Below are 16,553 nucleotides of genomic sequence, written 5' to 3' on the forward strand. Positions count from 1 at the left end.
TAAATCACTTTACCTCATCTTTAACGTCACAATCGTTATAACTGCCAGGATGATACCGATCAACCAAAACCGGACCACGATCTTCGATTCGGGCACCACGTTAAAAGGTTTCTGTATCAAAGCCTGTATTCCCGCATTACCGGGCTTCTGGAAATGGTGATGAAGGGGAGCCATCTTGAAAATGCGCCGTCCCTCACCGTATTTCTTCTTCGTATATTTGAAATAGAACGTCTGCATAAGGACGGAGAGATTCTCCACCAGGAAGATGCCGCACAAGATCGGGATCAGTAATTCCTTCCGAATAATGATTGCGAATACAGCGATGATACCGCCTAACGTCAAGCTACCCGTATCCCCCATAAACACTTGTGCCGGATAAGCATTGTACCACAAGAATCCGACCGTTGCCCCGATAAAGGCAGCCGCAAACACCACCAGTTCTTCCGCTCCGGGGATGAACATGATATTCAGGAAAGAGGCGAACTCGAAGTGCGACGACATATACGCAAGTATTCCGAGTGCCACCCCGATAATCGCCGAGCTTCCCGCCGCCAGACCATCCAAACCGTCCGTCAGGTTCGCCCCGTTCGACACGGCCGTTACCACGAAGATCACCATCAGGACGAAGACCAGCCAGGCTGCCTCTTCCTTATATTCGCCTGCCCAGTTGACCAACTGCGCATAATCGAAATTGTTGTTCTTCACAAACGGGATCGTCGTCTTGGTCGACTTCTTTTCAACTGCATGGTAGCGGACTTCCTCGATCACATTGTCATGCCGCACTTCCATATTCTCCTTGATCACCACATCCGGACTCATAAAAAGCACCAGGCCGACGATCAACCCCAGACCGATCTGTCCGATAATCTTGAACTTGCCATGCATGCCTTCCTTGTTCTTCCGGAACACCTTGATATAGTCGTCGGCAAATCCCAACGCCCCTAACCAGATGGTCGTCACCAGCATCAGGATCACATAGATATTGGTCAGCTTCGCACAAAGCAAGGTCGGCACCACAATCGCAATGATAATGATGATACCTCCCATCGTCGGCGTCCCTTTCTTACTCATCTGCCCTTCCAGGCCGAGGTTACGCACCGTCTCGCCGATCTGCAACATTTGCAGCTTGTCGATGATACGGCGTCCGATAGCCGTCGAGATGAACAAGGACAGGATCAATGCCTGGGCGGAACGGAATGATACATACTTGAACATACCGGCCCCCGGAAAATCGAGCTGATCCAAATAATTAAACAAATAATACAACATAAAAAACTTCGTTTTTCAGTTGAAAGTTGAGAGTTGAAAGTTAAATACTGCTGAATATAACTTTCACCTTCCACCTTTCAACTCTTAAATATTTCTTTTAACTGTTCCCGGTCATCAAAATGATGCTTCACGCCTTTTACTTCCTGGTAATCTTCATGGCCCTTGCCTGCAACCAGGATCACGTCACCTTTCCTGGCGAGCATAGTGGCTGTTTTGATCGCCTGCGCACGGTCCGTAATGCAGAGCGTATGTTCCATATCGGCAGCATTCAGGCCGGCCACCATATCTTTAATGATCTCATCCGGTTCCTCGAAACGGGGATTGTCGGAGGTCAGGATCAGCTGATCGCTCAACTTGGCTGCCTCCTTCGCCATGATCGGGCGCTTTCCTTTGTCGCGGTTGCCGCCACAGCCAACGACCGTGATCACACGGCCGTTGCCGTTCAACACCTCATGGATGCTGTTGAGCACGTTCGTCAATGCGTCAGGCGTATGGGCATAGTCCACGATTGCCGTATAGCCTTTCGGAGACTGGATCGTCTGGAAACGACCGGAAACCGAATGCAGATCGCTCAACACCACCAACACTTCTTCCGGATCTTTGCCTAACGAAACAGCAGCTCCATACACTGCCAACAGGTTATAGGCATTGAAACGGCCGACAAAGCGTGTCATCACCTCACGCCCGTTAACCAGCATTTCAGTCCCTTCGAAATGGGATTCCAATATCTTTCCTTTGAAATCGGCCAATGTGCGAAGCGAATAGGTCAGCTTCCTGGCAGCCGTATTCTGCAACATGACAAGACCGGCTTTGTCGTCCGCATTCGTAAGTGCGAAAGCCGAAGTAGGCAGATCATCGAAGAATTTCTTCTTGGCTTTCAAGTAATTCTCGACTGTCTTATGATAATCCAAGTGATCACGCGTCAGATTGGTAAAGATACCTCCGTTGAACGACAGGCCGCTGATACGCTTTTGGTCGATCGAATGCGAACTGACTTCCATAAAAGCATACTCGCAACCGGCTTCCACCATCCGAGCCATCAGATTATGAAGGGTGACAGGGTCAGGCGTCGTATGATCAGTCGGGATTGCTTCGCCATCGATATAATTGCAAACGGTAGAGAGTAATCCTACTTTATGCCCCATCTTCCGGAACATCTCGTACAGGAGCGTCGCAATTGTCGTCTTTCCGTTCGTGCCGGTCACTCCAACCAATATCAGATTGTCCGAAGGATTCTCATACCAGGCAGAAAGTGATTTGCCTAAAGCATCCGCCGAATCTTTCACCCGGATAAAAACCGGTTTGCTTTCGGATACCTGTATGTCTTCATCCGAAAGAGCAGGAATTTCCTCGCAAACGATTGCGGCAGCCCCTTTCCCGATCGCGCTTTGGATATAATCATGGCCATCTACGGTCGTACCCCGAACCGCCACAAACAAAAAGCCTTTTTCCACTTTACGGGAATCAGACTGAATACCGGAGATCTCCACGTCGGTGTTTCCTACGACCTCAAGCACTTCCAACGGATGAATAAGTTCTTTTAGTTCCATAGCCTATTTTAATGTTAATGAAACGGTTTGTCCTTTCGAAACCCGTGAACCGGGAGATACGGATTGAGAAGATACCCGCCCCATACCATTCAACGAAGCCCGTAATCCAACGCTTTCCAACAGGTAAACGGCGTCTTTCGCTCCCATGCCAACCACATTCGGCACCAATCCTTCGCGGATAGGGATATCTTTCAGTTCCACATCTTCCCTGCCGTCCTCACGCTTAGCCGTCACCCATTGGGTTTCGATACTGTCGTTATCGGCCTCTATATCGAGTTTGTCCAAAACATATTCCAACGCTCCCCGTTCACCGGCTTTCGGCTGCGGCAACGTCACTGCCAATGAATCCTTTTCCATGTCGCGGATGTCGAATGACATATGGCTGGCATAGACCTTCTCGGCTATCGCCTTCACTACGCCGCCTGACATCGTGCCCCCCGAAGGATAGCCGTTGCGCGGCTGACGGATCACGACGATGCAGGAATATTTCGGTTCGTCGGCCGGGAAATAGCCGCAGAAGGCGACCTGGTGGCCAGCCTGGCGGTAAACACCTCCCGAAGCGATCTGGGCCGTACCGGTTTTACCGGCAATACGGACAAAGTCAGAATGGACAGCCTTGCCGGTTCCTTTTTCCACTACGCCTAACAACATATCCTTTATCATATTCAGCGTACGCTCCGAGCAAATGGATTCCCGGATCACTTCAGTAGAGAAGCTCTGCACGGTCTTGCCGTTGTGCATGATTTCTTTTGTAAAGATCGGACGCACCATCTTACCGTTGTTGGCAATCGCATTATAGAAGGCAAGCGTATAAATCGGCGGGATCTGAGTCTCATACCCGAAAGACATCCACGGCAGAGCAGTCTTCGACCAGTAGCGCACAGTGTCGTCCGGCCGGCGGATTTTAGCACGGCCCGCTCCAGGGATTTCCAGACGGAGGTCTTCATTCAAACCGATACGGTAAAGCCCTTCCACATACTTAGTCGGATTCTTTTCATATCCTTTCAGGATCGTCTTGGCCACCCCGATATTGGAGGAATACCAAATAGCCTGTTCCACCGAAATACGGCCGTAACCGCCTTTATGGTTATTATGATCCGTCATACGGGCTCCTTTATACATATAGATACCGTTGCCGACATCGACCGTATCGCCGGGCTGGCAGACACCATCTTCAAGCGCCACCATGATGGAGGCGACTTTAAAGGTCGAACCGGGTTCCGTTTCGTCTGCCACGGCATGGTTGGTATCCTCGCCGTAGACGCCTTCACGAATACGCCCCATGTTGGTAATGGCTTTCACCTCGCCTGTCGCGACTTCCATGACGACAGCCGTACCCGATGCAGCGTCGATCTTTTTCAGCATGTCGAGCAACGACTTCTCGGCTATATCCTGGATATTGATGTCGATCGTCGTGCGGATATCCATTCCTTCCACCGGATCGACCTCTACGACATTCGTCCATCCTCCACCGAGACGACGTACGGAATTCAGGCCGGCTACGCCGTGGAGCAAAGTATCGTATTGCAATTCCAGACCGTTCTTTCCCTTTGTCAGTCCTGTTTTAGGATCGATATCGCGGAACGTGTCGCCGATCGTACGGGAGGCCAATGTCCCGAACGGCTTCTGCCGTTCGACCATCTCCCGCGTGTAGAAGCCGCTCTTGAACCGTCCCAAACGGAAGAACGGGAATTTCTTTATTTCCTTCAAGTCGGAATAGGAAACTTTACCGTCACAAACGGGGAACTGGCGGCTTTTCTTCTTCAGACCATTCAGCAGGTAATTCTTATATCCGACAGGCGTCCTGTCTTTCAATTTGCGGGAAAGGTAAAAAGAAAGGGAGTCGATCCCGTTATGTTTACTTTTCAGAAGCGTATCCAAGCTGTTCCACTTCTTGGTCGGATGGGTATAGCAGTCTGCGTTGAAATCGATATACAGATAAAAGCAAGGCACACTGGTCGCCATCAGCTTGCCGTCGGAAGAATAGATATTTCCACGGCTGGGATAGATCAGGCGGTTCGGACGCTTCTGGCTCTCGGCCACCTTCATCCAAGTCTCCCTTTCCACAAAAGCCGTATCGAAGGCACGCACCAAGATGCCTATTGCTACCAATCCGAGCAACAGCACGATAAAGAAGTAACAGAATAAAATCCGGTTACTCTTAGGAGCTTGTTCTTTTGATCCGATCTCTTCTTCAGCCATCTTTTACTTATACAATTCATACGGCGGATTCTTCGCCGCTTCCAATTCTATACCCTGTTCTTCTATCAACAGTTCAATCTGCGACTGACGGCTGTTGCCTGTCAATTCCGAAGAAATGGACAGCGCCTCGAACCGCACATCGCGCAATTGCTGTTGTAAGCGGTCGATTTCACGCAACCGCTGCATACAGACATATCGGTTACCGATAAATATGAATATCAGTACGACAACAAGCACGATCATCTTCGTATGCCTGACAATGAAATCCTCTTTCAGGATCCCCCCCCCCAATATATACAAAAAAGAAAAACGATTCTCCTTCTTCTTTTCCTTCTGTTTCGTTTCCATTGCCATACTTTTTCTGTTGAAAGTTATCAGACTCTATTATCCAACTCCGCAATTCTTAGCTTGGCACTCCGGGAGCGGGGATTCCGTTCGATCTCCTCGTCCGACGGAACAATCACCTTATTGTTTACCAGGCGAAACGGAGATCTTATATTTCCAAAGAAGTCCTGCTCCGCCTTTCCTTCAAAGTTACCCGTCTTCAGGAAGTTCTTCACCAACCTGTCTTCCAAAGAATGGTAGGTGATGACAACCAGACGTCCGCCGGGTTTCAACACTTGCAGCGTCTGTTGCAACATCTCGCGCAAGGCACGCATTTCATCATTCACCTCGATACGCAAGGCCTGAAATACCTGAGCCAGGAATTTCTTCTCCTTATCTTTTCCCGTAAAGGGCTTTATCACTTCCAAAAAGTCGGCGATCGTTTCTATCTTCTTTATTTCGCGGCTGCGCACCAAGACGGAGGCCAGCTTGCGTGCCACTTTCAATTCTCCGTAAAGATAGAACAAGTCTGCCAACTGTTCTTCCGTATATGTATTAACAATATCCGCCGCAGTTTGTCCAGCCCGTGTATTCATCCTCATATCCAACGCTCCGTCGAAACGGAAAGAGAACCCGCGATCCTTGTCATCAAAATGATGGGAAGAAACGCCCAAGTCGGCCAACAACCCATCGACCTCACCCGCTACACCATGATAACGCATGAAGTTATATAAGTAACGAAAATTACTGCGGACAAATACAAAACGGGAATCCGCCGGAATGTTTTTCTCCGCATCGGCATCTTGATCAAATCCATAAAGCTCCCCTTCGTCATTCAGCCGGTTCAAGATTTCACGCGAATGCCCTCCACCTCCGAAGGTAACATCGACATACACTCCGGATGGTTGAATGTCCAGTCCTTCCAAACTTTCATGAAGCATTACCGGCACATGATAACAGACTTCTTTTTCTTCCATTTCTTCGCTACTTCATGTTAAACTTTTCCTTAAAATAAGGGCCTGTAGTTGGTTGATTTGCACATACATCACCCTATTGGAGGGTAAAAGTACACATTTCCTAATTTAACCGCCAAGAAATATATGGGAAAAGTAACAAAAAGTTATCAACAGGTCGGAAAAACATTCACATTCTGACACCCCTAAACCCTGTCAGAATCGCGTATTTGGACGATTATACAGGGTTATTTTCAAATATCGCATTCTCCGGAAGATAAGCAGCTCCGACTTCTTCAAATTCCCCCAATCATACCACTCGTATATATGCACAAAAAGCCTCTCCGATATTTCTACCGGAAAGGCTTATTTGTTTTCTGCCCTCTTTTCTCACGAGAAGAGGAGCAATCGATTTATTTAATTAATAAATGCATCGAACTTATTTAACGATAGCCTTAACAGCTTCTTCGCCTTCAACAGCTACTACAACTACACCCTGAGGAGCAGCGATTGTAGCATTGTCAGAAGTGATAACTGTGTTAGCAACTGTCTGGCCTAAGATGTTAGTGATAACAACTTTCTTGCCTTCAGCACCAACTACCTGAACGTTTCCGTTACCAGCAATCACTGTTACTTCTGATGTTGTAATAGTTTCGTTATCTGTAGCCAACTGATCGTTTTCTTTATTCTCAACATTGAAAACCAAAGCACCATCACCACCAGTCTTAGCATTAGCGAATGTAGATTTATCATCTGTCAAAACTACACAACCATTCTGAATCTTCAGCCATGCAGCTTTTTCTGTAGGAGCGATAGATTCATTAACGGTAGTTGCAGAATTCGGCCAAATGTTCGATTCGAACAAGAATGAGTTTTCAGGACCTTCTTCTGTTACATTGTTAGCCTTTTCAGGATGTACATAACGGAATGACCATACGTAGTTCTTATGAACATCTTCAGTCAACAGATTCTTGATAGCAGGCAGACCCTTAGCCACAACAGAATCATTATAAGCTTGCAGAGTTGCAAAGTTTACTTTGTCGTTAGCCACGCTTCTATATTGAGCCGGCAAGATCCACAATGTATCAGCAACACGGATACCTTCAACGAAACCAACGCGAGTATAACCACCAGCTACGTCTGCATACGGTTTGTCTTGACCATAAACTGCAACAGAATCCTGGAAGCTTACCATATATTTAGCTCTTTCGAATCCTGGGATAGCCGGATGAGCATGCTTACAAGCCATAGGATCGTCTGTAATCTGTCCGTCAGGTGTAATATGCGGACCATCTTCAGTACAAGGAGTTCCTTCGATACCTGCAAAATCATTATGAGCAACAGAAATCAGGTACTGAGGTTTGATATAGCCACGTCCACGAACTACCCAAGTTGTATCAATCTGGAATGCCAAGCCTGTTGCTTTGTCTGCAGTCCACATACCAACATAGTTAACGAATTCGTCTGTCAAGCCACCTTCCTTATTATTTTCGTCCATCAGATATTCATGACGTACGTTTTCATAGAATCTCAAAGTATCACGGCCATCAGCTTCACCAAGATTTGCATTATTGAAACGACGATACAACGGAGTCTTATCAGGATTGATTGCAAATGCAGAAGTTCTAGTTTCTTCCAGTGGTTGTACCTTAACTGTTGCATCCAGAATATCATCCGTTACACCAGCTTTAACATTTGAAATTGTATCACTATTAGCCTTCACAATTGCATAATAGCATTCACTTTCATAATGGTTATTTTCTTTCAAGAAGAAATAATCGATAGGATCAGCGTAAGCTGACATTGCATACTTGTCTTCCTTAGCTTCGTCCATATAAGCATCTTTCAATGAGATTGCATATTCTGTTCTACGCAACTGTTTGATGCCAACACGTTTTGCAACATCCGCCGTTACTGTATAACCATAATCAGCAATTTCGTCTTCAATCAGACGGAATGCATCTTTACCGTTCAATACATTCAGCAAAGAATCTTTACCAGCACCCTTAGCTAAATACTTGCTGTTTTCGCCTGTTGCATACGGATGCAGATATTTGAATGTATATTCATCCAATAAGAACTTAGCGTCCGGGATATTCTTATAACCTAACAGTGAATCCTGATAAGCTTCAGCGATCAAAGCTGCATTACCCTTAACACCTTCGGCATCTTTTACTTGTACAAAGATCAAAGAGTCCGTTGCCTTGATATCAATATCAGTAGCAGCAGAAGTATACATATATTTAGCACCTTCATTCAACATCAGTTGAACTGTAGCAGACAATTCGGTTGCGAACTCACGGTTTGTGATAGTAACAGGAGAATAAGCCTTTACCTTATCAGCCGTGTTCTTTTTCAACACAACCCACTGATAAGCCGGCATATGAGCTGTCAACTGTTCGTCAGCCTTCACTGTTACCCAAGTAGCTTCGCCACCATTTACATGGATCGGAGAAGCCAAATATTGCCCCTTCTGATTCATGATGAAATACAAACCGTCCTCAACAGAAGTACGACCGTTGTAAACGGCTTCACAGCCTTTATAACCCAAAGAAATATCAGTTTCCTTCTTGTCATAGATAGTTACAATACGTACTTTATCTTTGATCAAATCCTGAACAGTTACAAAGTTGTTCTCACCTTTCGTACCAGCAGCTGTAGGAAGCACAGTTGCAGCAGCATCATCAATCCAATCAGAACCATTAGTAGCAGTTTTCGGATCATAATCCATTGCAGATTTAACCTGGATTACCAAGCTATCTTTTGAAGGATAGTAAGAGAATGCGAACTTATACTGATCTGAAAGACCTGTTACTTTGGAAATAGAGTCTGCAGCAGAAGTCGGCTTTGTAGCAGCAGTACTTGCCTGACGTTTAGCATAGCTCAGATCAGACCACTTGAATGCACGGAATCTCTCACCGCTTTCGTTAACGATAGCAGTATCAACACGCAGATAAGAACTATCTGCCGTCAACACAAATACATAATCATTATCACTAGAAATAGCTTCAGCCAAGAATTTGCCAGCATTCTTTCCATTGAACGGGTTGGCGACAGCAACCTTTTCGCCCTGTTCATCCGGTGTAAATGTCAAAGCAACCCCCTTATCCGCAGCTTGCAACCCCAAAATTGTATTGATTTCAGGAGCCTGCAAACGAATCATATCGGCTTCTTGAAGAATAAACGTCGTTAATTCAGAACCAGCAGCTGCATCTTTATAAGCATCAGCTGCACCTAACTTCTTCACTTGAATATTTGTTCCGTCAGCAACCAAACCGATTACAGAGTCAGCTTTAAAATAAGAATACAATGTCTTACCTGCTTGTTCTGCTGCCGGAATAGATGTATACTGGTTCAAGTATGCCCAACCAGAGATTTCACCACCGACACGAGTAGAATCATTTGCCGTTTCTACGTCCGTATAAGAAGGCGTTTTTTCAGCCAAACCTTCCAACAGAGTACCAGCATACTGGATATCCAGACGCTGACCGGTAGCTTTGTTTGTAAAATCAAAGATAGGAGCTTTACCGTAACCTTCTTCAGTTACTTCAACACACCACAATGTACTTGCTAAATTTGCAGATTCAGTAGTTGCTTCCAATTTCAAAGCACCTTCCGGAGTCATCGCTAACACTCCACCAGCAGCTTTCAATTGATACAAGCCATTACCCGTTTTCTGCAAAGATGTTACAGGATTCCCTGCATTAGCAGACATCGCACCTAACAATGCAACCCCTGCCAAAAGAGTAGAAAACTTTTTGTTCATAATCAAATAATTTAATATTAATACTAAAGTGTAAATAAATCAATCAAATAACACGTACGTCTTCTAAATCTTATAATCAAATACCATTGCGTACGATTTTCTCTTGGCAAAAATACGCATAACTTTTCAACCGACAATCCTTTTCCTTAATATTTTTTCCTTTTCTATATTCTTTCTTATCAACAAGATAAGCTATCCTGTACGAAAATGCTTATTTACGAGACAAACTCTGATATTTATAGAGAAACTACCCCAAAGCCCTACATATCTAAAATTAATGTACATGCGTACATTAAATATATAAACAAAATCGATCTCTACATAATATAACGGAAACAACTGTCATACCTATATATTATGTCACCAATCCTCACACAAGAAACATGATGCTATGACGGTCGTTTCTAATTTACCATCGAAGTTCACATATTGGCAGATATGAATCATTTCAGCTTCACCCACCCTTGAAACCTTTTGATTATCATATCATACAAAGGTGAAGACAGACATCCGGACTGCCTTCACCTCAAAAATTTGCCTTCACCCTGTCTCGTCCTGATTTGGGTTGACCATGCCTCCCCGGTTTCACATCCACACATTTAAGTAAAAAACAAGGAGGCTACAATATCAATTAATCAACAAATACACAGGCATTAACAGCTATTACTACCACTCCTTTCCTTTTCGCCCTTAGTCGAAAAGGTTTTTGACCAGTGTCAAAAGGGCTTTTGACCAAGGGCGAAAAGGTTTTCGACTAAAGGCAAAAGGTCTATGAGCAGGCTGTTTGACAACAGTAGCATGGCGATTGTCACTTAAATAGAACCTTCCGGAGCCCGACTTTATCCCTGATGGAGGCAGACGTAAGCGGTGAAGGCACTTTTAGTACCTGCATTCACCCGCTAAAGCACAAACAGTCATACTATTGTATGTTGAAGTAAAGGCAGTTTGATTCAGTTCTCAGAACCAAGCCTTCTGCGTACAAATAATGAGAGATTGAGAAATGAACACCCCTTACAAAGACAAAGCTATTTCTTCGCTTAAGCCGGTACACTTTACTATGGTAGCAACGTCTACACCCGTATCTTTCATCCTCGAAGCGACTTGACGCATGCCTTCGGCAAGACCTTCGGCTTTTCCCTCTATTCTCCCTTCTAATTTGGCCGTGTCGATCACATCGTTCTGGATCATGATGGCGTCGAGATGGCGGTCGTAGATAAGGCGTTCCTGAGGGGACATGGAGTAGTATTTCAACTTCTCGCGGGCTTCCTTCAGACCCGGTGCAGTCGTATCGGGACGGATCGTGCCGTCTTTCAGGTATTCGATCCATTCGTCCAAAGGGGTGAGTGCCACTTTGTCGAACTCGTTTACACGGACCAGGATATATTCGGGGAAGATTTCAGCGGGAAGATGCGAGACGATCACATCACGTTCACGCGTGTTGACACGCAGATAGTCACCCGTATGTACACCGACGAAATGATTTTGGCCGTGATAGATATAGTCTGTCCCGATACCAATATCGAAATAAAGGATGCTGATGGAGTAGACTTTCTTGATTTTCCCATACCCTTCGCCAATCGAGATATGTTCGGTGATGGCTTTGGCTACGCCGTAGAGGATGCGTTCCAAATAATGCAGTTCGCGTGTATTCTGGATTTCGACGAGGATGATTTCGCCTTTACTGTTCAAGGCTTTGATGTCGACGCGGTTGAACTTGTCGTCGGCGCTTTCCTGGTTGCCTTCGCTTTCGAGGATTTCGACGATCTTGATTTCTTCGTTCAGCATGACGGTCAGGAAACCGTCGAGCACATCGAAATTGGCCTTCTGGCGCAACAGACGCTTAATGGCCCAATCGAAGCGAATATACCTGTCCTGCAACTTTTTTCTTTCCATCTCTTCCATGATTTTCAAATCCGACCCTTCCTTTTTCATAGTTACTGTTTTATTAGTTCATCCACAAATATACATATTATTTATGAACGGGCAACGAACCGCAATTTTTTTGTAATATCTTATCTTTCAATGATTATCGGGTAAGCCATTTCTTCCCCAGATAGTGGACAGGATACCAGGCGGCAAGGAAGCCGATGGAAAGGACGGTTATAAAGACAATAAGGATATCACCGGCTTCGACACGGACCGGATAGGCATCGATAATAAAGGAGCCGGCTGCCTGACCTAATTTGATAATACCCAACTCCTGTTGCAACAAACAAAGGGCCAATCCGATAACGATACCGATCAAAGCGCCGAGCCCGGAAATCATCCAACCCTCGAAAAGGAAAATACGACGAATCAGACGGTCGTCCGCACCCATATTCCGCAACGTACGGACATCCTCTTTCTTTTCTATCATCAGCATGGAAAGCGAACCGATCACATTAAACAGAGCCAGGATCAGAATGAAACACAGGATCAGAAAGATCATCCACTTCTCCCCCTGCATCATCCGGAAAGAGGCTTCCTGCTGTTCATAGCGGTCCTTGACCGAGAAATCATCACCTAAGAGTGATTTTATACGGCTTTTGACCGAATTGATGTCTGCACCGGGAACCAATGACAACTCTATCGCCGAGACTTCCTTTTCATAATCGAACAAAGAGCGGACCATCGGCAAAGGCAGCAGGACGAAATTCTCGTCATACATCTGCTGGTTAGTGGCATATACGCCGCCGACAAAAGCATATTCCAAATTCAAGGAGGCGACAGGGTTGGCGAGATTGACTTTCTCATTCCTCTTGGGAGCGTAAATTTCCAAAGGATCGGCATAATTAGGGCGCACCCCCAAAGAAAAAGCCGTTCCGACACCCAAGTTGGCGTAATTGGCCACTTCGTCGGACAGGACAAAGGAACCTTCCCGGCTATCGACTAAAATACTGTCTATCCGCGTCAGACGGCCGAAAGTATCATCTACACCTTTGACCGTCGCGGTAATCTGGCGATCCCGATAGCGGACCTGCGCATTGTCCTGGAGCACTTCGCAAAACAAAGCGACCTCAGGCAACTCCTTCACTTCCCGGACAGCCGGAAGAGTCGGATCGAACACCTTTCCATGTACAGGCTGAATCTTCAGCTCCGGATCGAAATTGCCGAGCATCGAAGAAACCAGCCCGACAAACCCGTTCAATACAGACAGCGCACACACCAAGGCCATTGTAGCGACCACCACCCCACAGACAGATACCATCGAAATAATATTGATGGCATTGTGGGATTTCTTCGAGAAAAGGTAACGCCGGGCTATATAAAACGGGAAGTTCAACGCGGTATTCTTTTACTTTTTCAACAGATTATCAATATTTTCGATATAATCCAGGGAATCGTCGATAAAGAATGTCAGTTCAGGAATCTTGCGGACCTGTTTCCGGATGCGCTGTCCGAGATCAAAGCGGATGGCTTTCGTATTCGCCCGGATATTCTCAAGCATTTCCTTCGACTTGTCGGACGGGAAGATACTCAGGTAAGCACGTGCCACACTCAAATCGGGGCTTACACGTACCACACTGACAGAGATCAGGATACCATGCATAGCCTGTGTCTGTTTCTGAAAGATATCACTCAGCTCCTTTTGCAGGAGACGCTCTATTTTACTTAATCTTGTACTTTCCATAATTTCTTGCTTTTTTATTTTTTCCAGATCATCGTGAGGCCGTCACGCAAAGGTAAGATAACTTTTTCAATACGCGGGTCTTCTTTGATTTTATCATTAAAACTAAGAATACCGAGTGTTTGTTTATCCTTAGGATGCTCCTCCACCACATGACCGTCCCACAACGTGTTGTCGGCAAGAATCAAGCCGCCGGCACGCACCATCGGGAAAACAAGGTCGAAGTATTCCGAATACAACCGCTTGTCGGCATCGATAAAAACAAGGTCGAAGGTTTCACCGAGCGCCGGGATAATATCGAGGGCATCGCCGAAATGCACCCGTATCTTATCCTGATGGGGCGACTGTTTCAGGTATTTCATGATGAAGTCTTCCATTTCGTCGTTGATCTCAAGCGTATGGATCAAAGCCCCTTCTTCCAGCCCTTCCGCCATACAAAGAGTAGCATATCCTGTATAAGTACCGATCTCAAGCACACGGCGGGGACGAAGCATCCGGCAAAACATCTTCAATATCCGCCCTTGCAGATGCCCCGACAGCATTCGCGGACGAAGCAGGTTCACATTCGCATCCCGGTTCAGGGCCGAGAGCAGTGCACCTTCTTCGTCACTATGAGAAAGGATATATTCGTCTATTGTCATCTTCATGATTTATGATTTATGATTTATGATTTATGATTTGCTTGCTGGGATATTAATCATAAATCATAAACCATAAATCTTTGTTTATTCCTTAAACGTCGGCAACTGATAATTACTTCCGGCGTCCAATACCTTCCCTACATTATTAATTTCAAGGAAGCTCGTACCGCCACCTTCACCGAAACTGCCGCTCAGGTAAGCCACCATGTCGTTACGGGTGATGCGTCCGCTTTTGATCAGCTCGTTCAGCGCATCATAGAAATAGCCGCGGCGACTGTCGTTATAAGGCTGGTGAACAGCCCAGACACCGTAAGAAAGGGACAGCATACGCATGACACGGGGATTGTAGCAGATCGAGAACACGGTGGAAGTACCGCGGAATGCAGCCAAGTAACGAGCCGTACGGCCGGTATAGCTATCTGTAATAATAGCTTTTACATGCAGTTTGGAAGATGATTTCACAGCCTGCTTTGCAAGGAAAGACGTAACATCCAAGTCGTTACCCTCGATAGGGACACGGATATCATTGGCTGCAAGTTTCGTCTTTTCTGCTTCACGGGCTACCTTCGTCATCGTCTGGACAGCTTCGACAGGGTATTTTCCGTAGGCTGTTTCACCGCTCAACATCAAGGCATCCGTGCGGTAATAGATCGCATTGGCGATATCCGTCACTTCGGCACGCGTAGGACGCGGGTTGCTGATCATGGAGTGAAGCATTTGGGTAGCCACGATAACCGGTTTCTTTACTTCCACGCATTTACGGATCAACACACGCTGGATACCCGGAATCTTTTCGGCTGGTACTTCGATACCCAGGTCACCACGGGCAATCATGATACCGTAGGCAACTTCGAGGATCTCGTCGATGTTGTCGACACCCTCTTGGTTTTCGATCTTCGCAATGATCTTGATCGGGCTGTTATGTTCGTCCAGAATGCGCTGGATATCCATTACATCCTGCTTGTTTCGGACAAATGAGTGAGCGATAAAATCCAGATCGTTTTCAATCGCCCACAGGATATTTTTACGGTCTTTCTCTGTCAAGGAAGGCAGATTGATACGTACACCCGGCACGTTCACGCTCTTACGGCTTCCCAAGGTCGCGTCGTTCTCCACTTCGCAAACCAGAAAATCGTCTTTCTTATCGATTACTTTCAGTTCCAAATCCCCGTCATCGATCAAGATATCGCTGCCGACGGTCAGGTCATTGACAAAATTCCGGTATGAGACACAAATACAATCATGCGAAGTCTCCCCTTCCGGGTTTCCCACGATCTTAACCATTTCCCCGGTCTTGAACTCGATGGGAGCCTGCGCAGCAGTCGTACGCACTTCGGGCCCTTTAGTATCCATCAAAATTCCGATACGGTTGGAAACCGTACGGACGTTATTAACGACTCTGGTCAAACCTTCTTCCGCCATGTGAGCCGTATTGAGGCGCACGACATTCATTCCAGCCTTGTATAACGCGTCGATAAACTCGACCTCACAACGCTGGTCGGAAACTGTAGCAACAATCTTCGTATGCTTTAACATATAACCCTTTTTTAAAATTGACAATTGACAATTGACAATTGACAATTTTAAAAACAGCCAATCCTCAACTCCAAGAGCCAAACCTTTATTAAACTTCTTTTTACCTAAACAAATTTCTATCTCTTCCTAATTGTCAATTATCCATTGCCAATTGAAGCACCGCTTCCACCGCCAAACGGTACGAATCCAGCCCGAACCCTAAGATCACCCCCTTGCAAGCGGCTGAAATCATGGACACATGACGGAAAGATTCACGGGCGTGTACGTTTGAAATATGTACCTCCACAACCGGAGTCGTTACAGCTTTTATTGCATCGTGGAGGGCAATGGATGTATGCGTATAAGCGCCTGCATTCATAATGATCCCGTCGTAATCGAAGCCGACTTCATGGATCTTGTTTATCATCTCACCTTCCACGTTACTCTGAAAATAAGCAATCTCACATTGTGGATACTTGGCACGCAACTCACTCAGATAGCCTTCAAACGAAGCATTTCCGTACACTGTCGGTTCACGCTTGCCTAACAGATTAAGATTGGGGCCGTTGATAATCTGAATTTTCTTCATTTTGCCGTAATTTATTACCTTTGCCCTGTCTTTTACGGACAGGAAATATCCGGCAAAGATAGTAAAGATTTATGATTTATAATTTATGAATTATGAATTGGTGCTAAGTCATTACGGTAAAATCCATTACATAAGCA

At 45.9% G+C, this 16,553-nt stretch carries 12 protein-coding genes; all 12 read right to left on the reverse strand.

What is annotated here, in order from left to right:
* Positions 1-9: 9 nt before the first annotated feature.
* Positions 10-1,269 carry a phospho-N-acetylmuramoyl-pentapeptide-transferase gene (gene mraY, locus NQ542_RS12330; RefSeq protein WP_005634307.1) on the reverse strand — a complete coding sequence of 420 codons (1,260 nt, stop codon included), beginning with the start codon at positions 1,267-1,269 and terminating at the stop codon, positions 10-12.
* A 77-nt stretch (positions 1,270-1,346) separates the two neighbouring features.
* The gene (locus NQ542_RS12335) at positions 1,347-2,819 is read right to left on the reverse strand and encodes a UDP-N-acetylmuramoyl-L-alanyl-D-glutamate--2,6-diaminopimelate ligase (RefSeq protein ID WP_005634309.1); all 1,473 of its coding nucleotides are present in this window, start codon (positions 2,817-2,819) and stop codon (positions 1,347-1,349) included.
* A gap of 3 nt (positions 2,820-2,822) precedes the next feature.
* Positions 2,823-5,021, reverse strand: a complete 2,199-nt coding sequence (locus NQ542_RS12340; RefSeq protein WP_005634311.1) for a penicillin-binding protein — start codon at positions 5,019-5,021, stop codon at positions 2,823-2,825.
* Positions 5,022-5,024: 3 nt separating this feature from the next.
* On the reverse strand, positions 5,025-5,369 hold the full coding sequence (locus tag NQ542_RS12345; RefSeq protein ID WP_005649517.1) for an FtsL-like putative cell division protein: 345 nt from the start codon (positions 5,367-5,369) through the stop codon (positions 5,025-5,027).
* 26 nt (positions 5,370-5,395) lie between these two features.
* Entirely contained in the window at positions 5,396-6,322 is a 927-nt protein-coding gene (gene rsmH / locus NQ542_RS12350; protein WP_005634315.1) for a 16S rRNA (cytosine(1402)-N(4))-methyltransferase RsmH, read from the reverse strand.
* A 415-nt stretch (positions 6,323-6,737) separates the two neighbouring features.
* Positions 6,738-10,064 (reverse strand): DUF6383 domain-containing protein, encoded by a 3,327-nt coding sequence (locus tag NQ542_RS12355; protein WP_005634337.1) that lies wholly within the window; start codon positions 10,062-10,064, stop codon positions 6,738-6,740.
* Positions 10,065-11,075: 1,011 nt separating this feature from the next.
* Entirely contained in the window at positions 11,076-11,996 is a 921-nt protein-coding gene (locus tag NQ542_RS12360) for an Rpn family recombination-promoting nuclease/putative transposase (protein WP_005634339.1), read from the reverse strand.
* A 94-nt stretch (positions 11,997-12,090) separates the two neighbouring features.
* Positions 12,091-13,326, reverse strand: coding sequence for an FtsX-like permease family protein (locus tag NQ542_RS12365; RefSeq protein ID WP_005649521.1), 1,236 nt, complete (start codon positions 13,324-13,326; stop codon positions 12,091-12,093).
* 12 nt (positions 13,327-13,338) lie between these two features.
* A complete protein-coding gene (rbfA, locus tag NQ542_RS12370) occupies positions 13,339-13,674 on the reverse strand; it encodes a 30S ribosome-binding factor RbfA (RefSeq protein ID WP_005634351.1) in 336 nt (111 codons plus the stop codon).
* A 14-nt stretch (positions 13,675-13,688) separates the two neighbouring features.
* Positions 13,689-14,312: an O-methyltransferase gene (locus NQ542_RS12375; protein ID WP_005649524.1), complete on the reverse strand. Its 624-nt coding sequence runs from the start codon at positions 14,310-14,312 to the stop codon at positions 13,689-13,691.
* An 84-nt stretch (positions 14,313-14,396) separates the two neighbouring features.
* Positions 14,397-15,848, reverse strand: a complete 1,452-nt coding sequence (pyk, locus tag NQ542_RS12380; protein ID WP_005644598.1) for a pyruvate kinase — start codon at positions 15,846-15,848, stop codon at positions 14,397-14,399.
* A gap of 133 nt (positions 15,849-15,981) precedes the next feature.
* Positions 15,982-16,416, reverse strand: a complete 435-nt coding sequence (gene aroQ, locus NQ542_RS12385; RefSeq protein WP_005634357.1) for a type II 3-dehydroquinate dehydratase — start codon at positions 16,414-16,416, stop codon at positions 15,982-15,984.
* Between the last annotated feature and the right edge of the window lie 137 nt (positions 16,417-16,553).

Source organism: Parabacteroides merdae ATCC 43184, assembly GCF_025151215.1.
In the GTDB taxonomy this organism is placed as follows: domain Bacteria; phylum Bacteroidota; class Bacteroidia; order Bacteroidales; family Tannerellaceae; genus Parabacteroides; species Parabacteroides merdae.

Bases quoted from the DNA above. Each gene is read 5' to 3' on its own strand.
- mraY (WP_005634307.1), bottom strand. From the start codon at position 1,269: ATGTTGTATTATTTGTTTAATTATTTGGATCAGCTCGATTTTCCGGGG.
- pyk (WP_005644598.1), bottom strand. From the start codon at position 15,848: ATGTTAAAGCATACGAAGATTGTTGCTACAGTTTCCGACCAGCGTTGT.
- NQ542_RS12335 (WP_005634309.1), bottom strand. From the start codon at position 2,819: ATGGAACTAAAAGAACTTATTCATCCGTTGGAAGTGCTTGAGGTCGTA.
- NQ542_RS12340 (WP_005634311.1), bottom strand. From the start codon at position 5,021: ATGGCTGAAGAAGAGATCGGATCAAAAGAACAAGCTCCTAAGAGTAAC.
- rbfA (WP_005634351.1), bottom strand. From the start codon at position 13,674: ATGGAAAGTACAAGATTAAGTAAAATAGAGCGTCTCCTGCAAAAGGAG.
- NQ542_RS12345 (WP_005649517.1), bottom strand. From the start codon at position 5,369: ATGGAAACGAAACAGAAGGAAAAGAAGAAGGAGAATCGTTTTTCTTTT.
- NQ542_RS12355 (WP_005634337.1), bottom strand. From the start codon at position 10,064: ATGAACAAAAAGTTTTCTACTCTTTTGGCAGGGGTTGCATTGTTAGGT.
- rsmH (WP_005634315.1), bottom strand. From the start codon at position 6,322: ATGGAAGAAAAAGAAGTCTGTTATCATGTGCCGGTAATGCTTCATGAA.
- aroQ (WP_005634357.1), bottom strand. From the start codon at position 16,416: ATGAAGAAAATTCAGATTATCAACGGCCCCAATCTTAATCTGTTAGGC.
- NQ542_RS12360 (WP_005634339.1), bottom strand. From the start codon at position 11,996: ATGAAAAAGGAAGGGTCGGATTTGAAAATCATGGAAGAGATGGAAAGA.
- NQ542_RS12375 (WP_005649524.1), bottom strand. From the start codon at position 14,312: ATGACAATAGACGAATATATCCTTTCTCATAGTGACGAAGAAGGTGCA.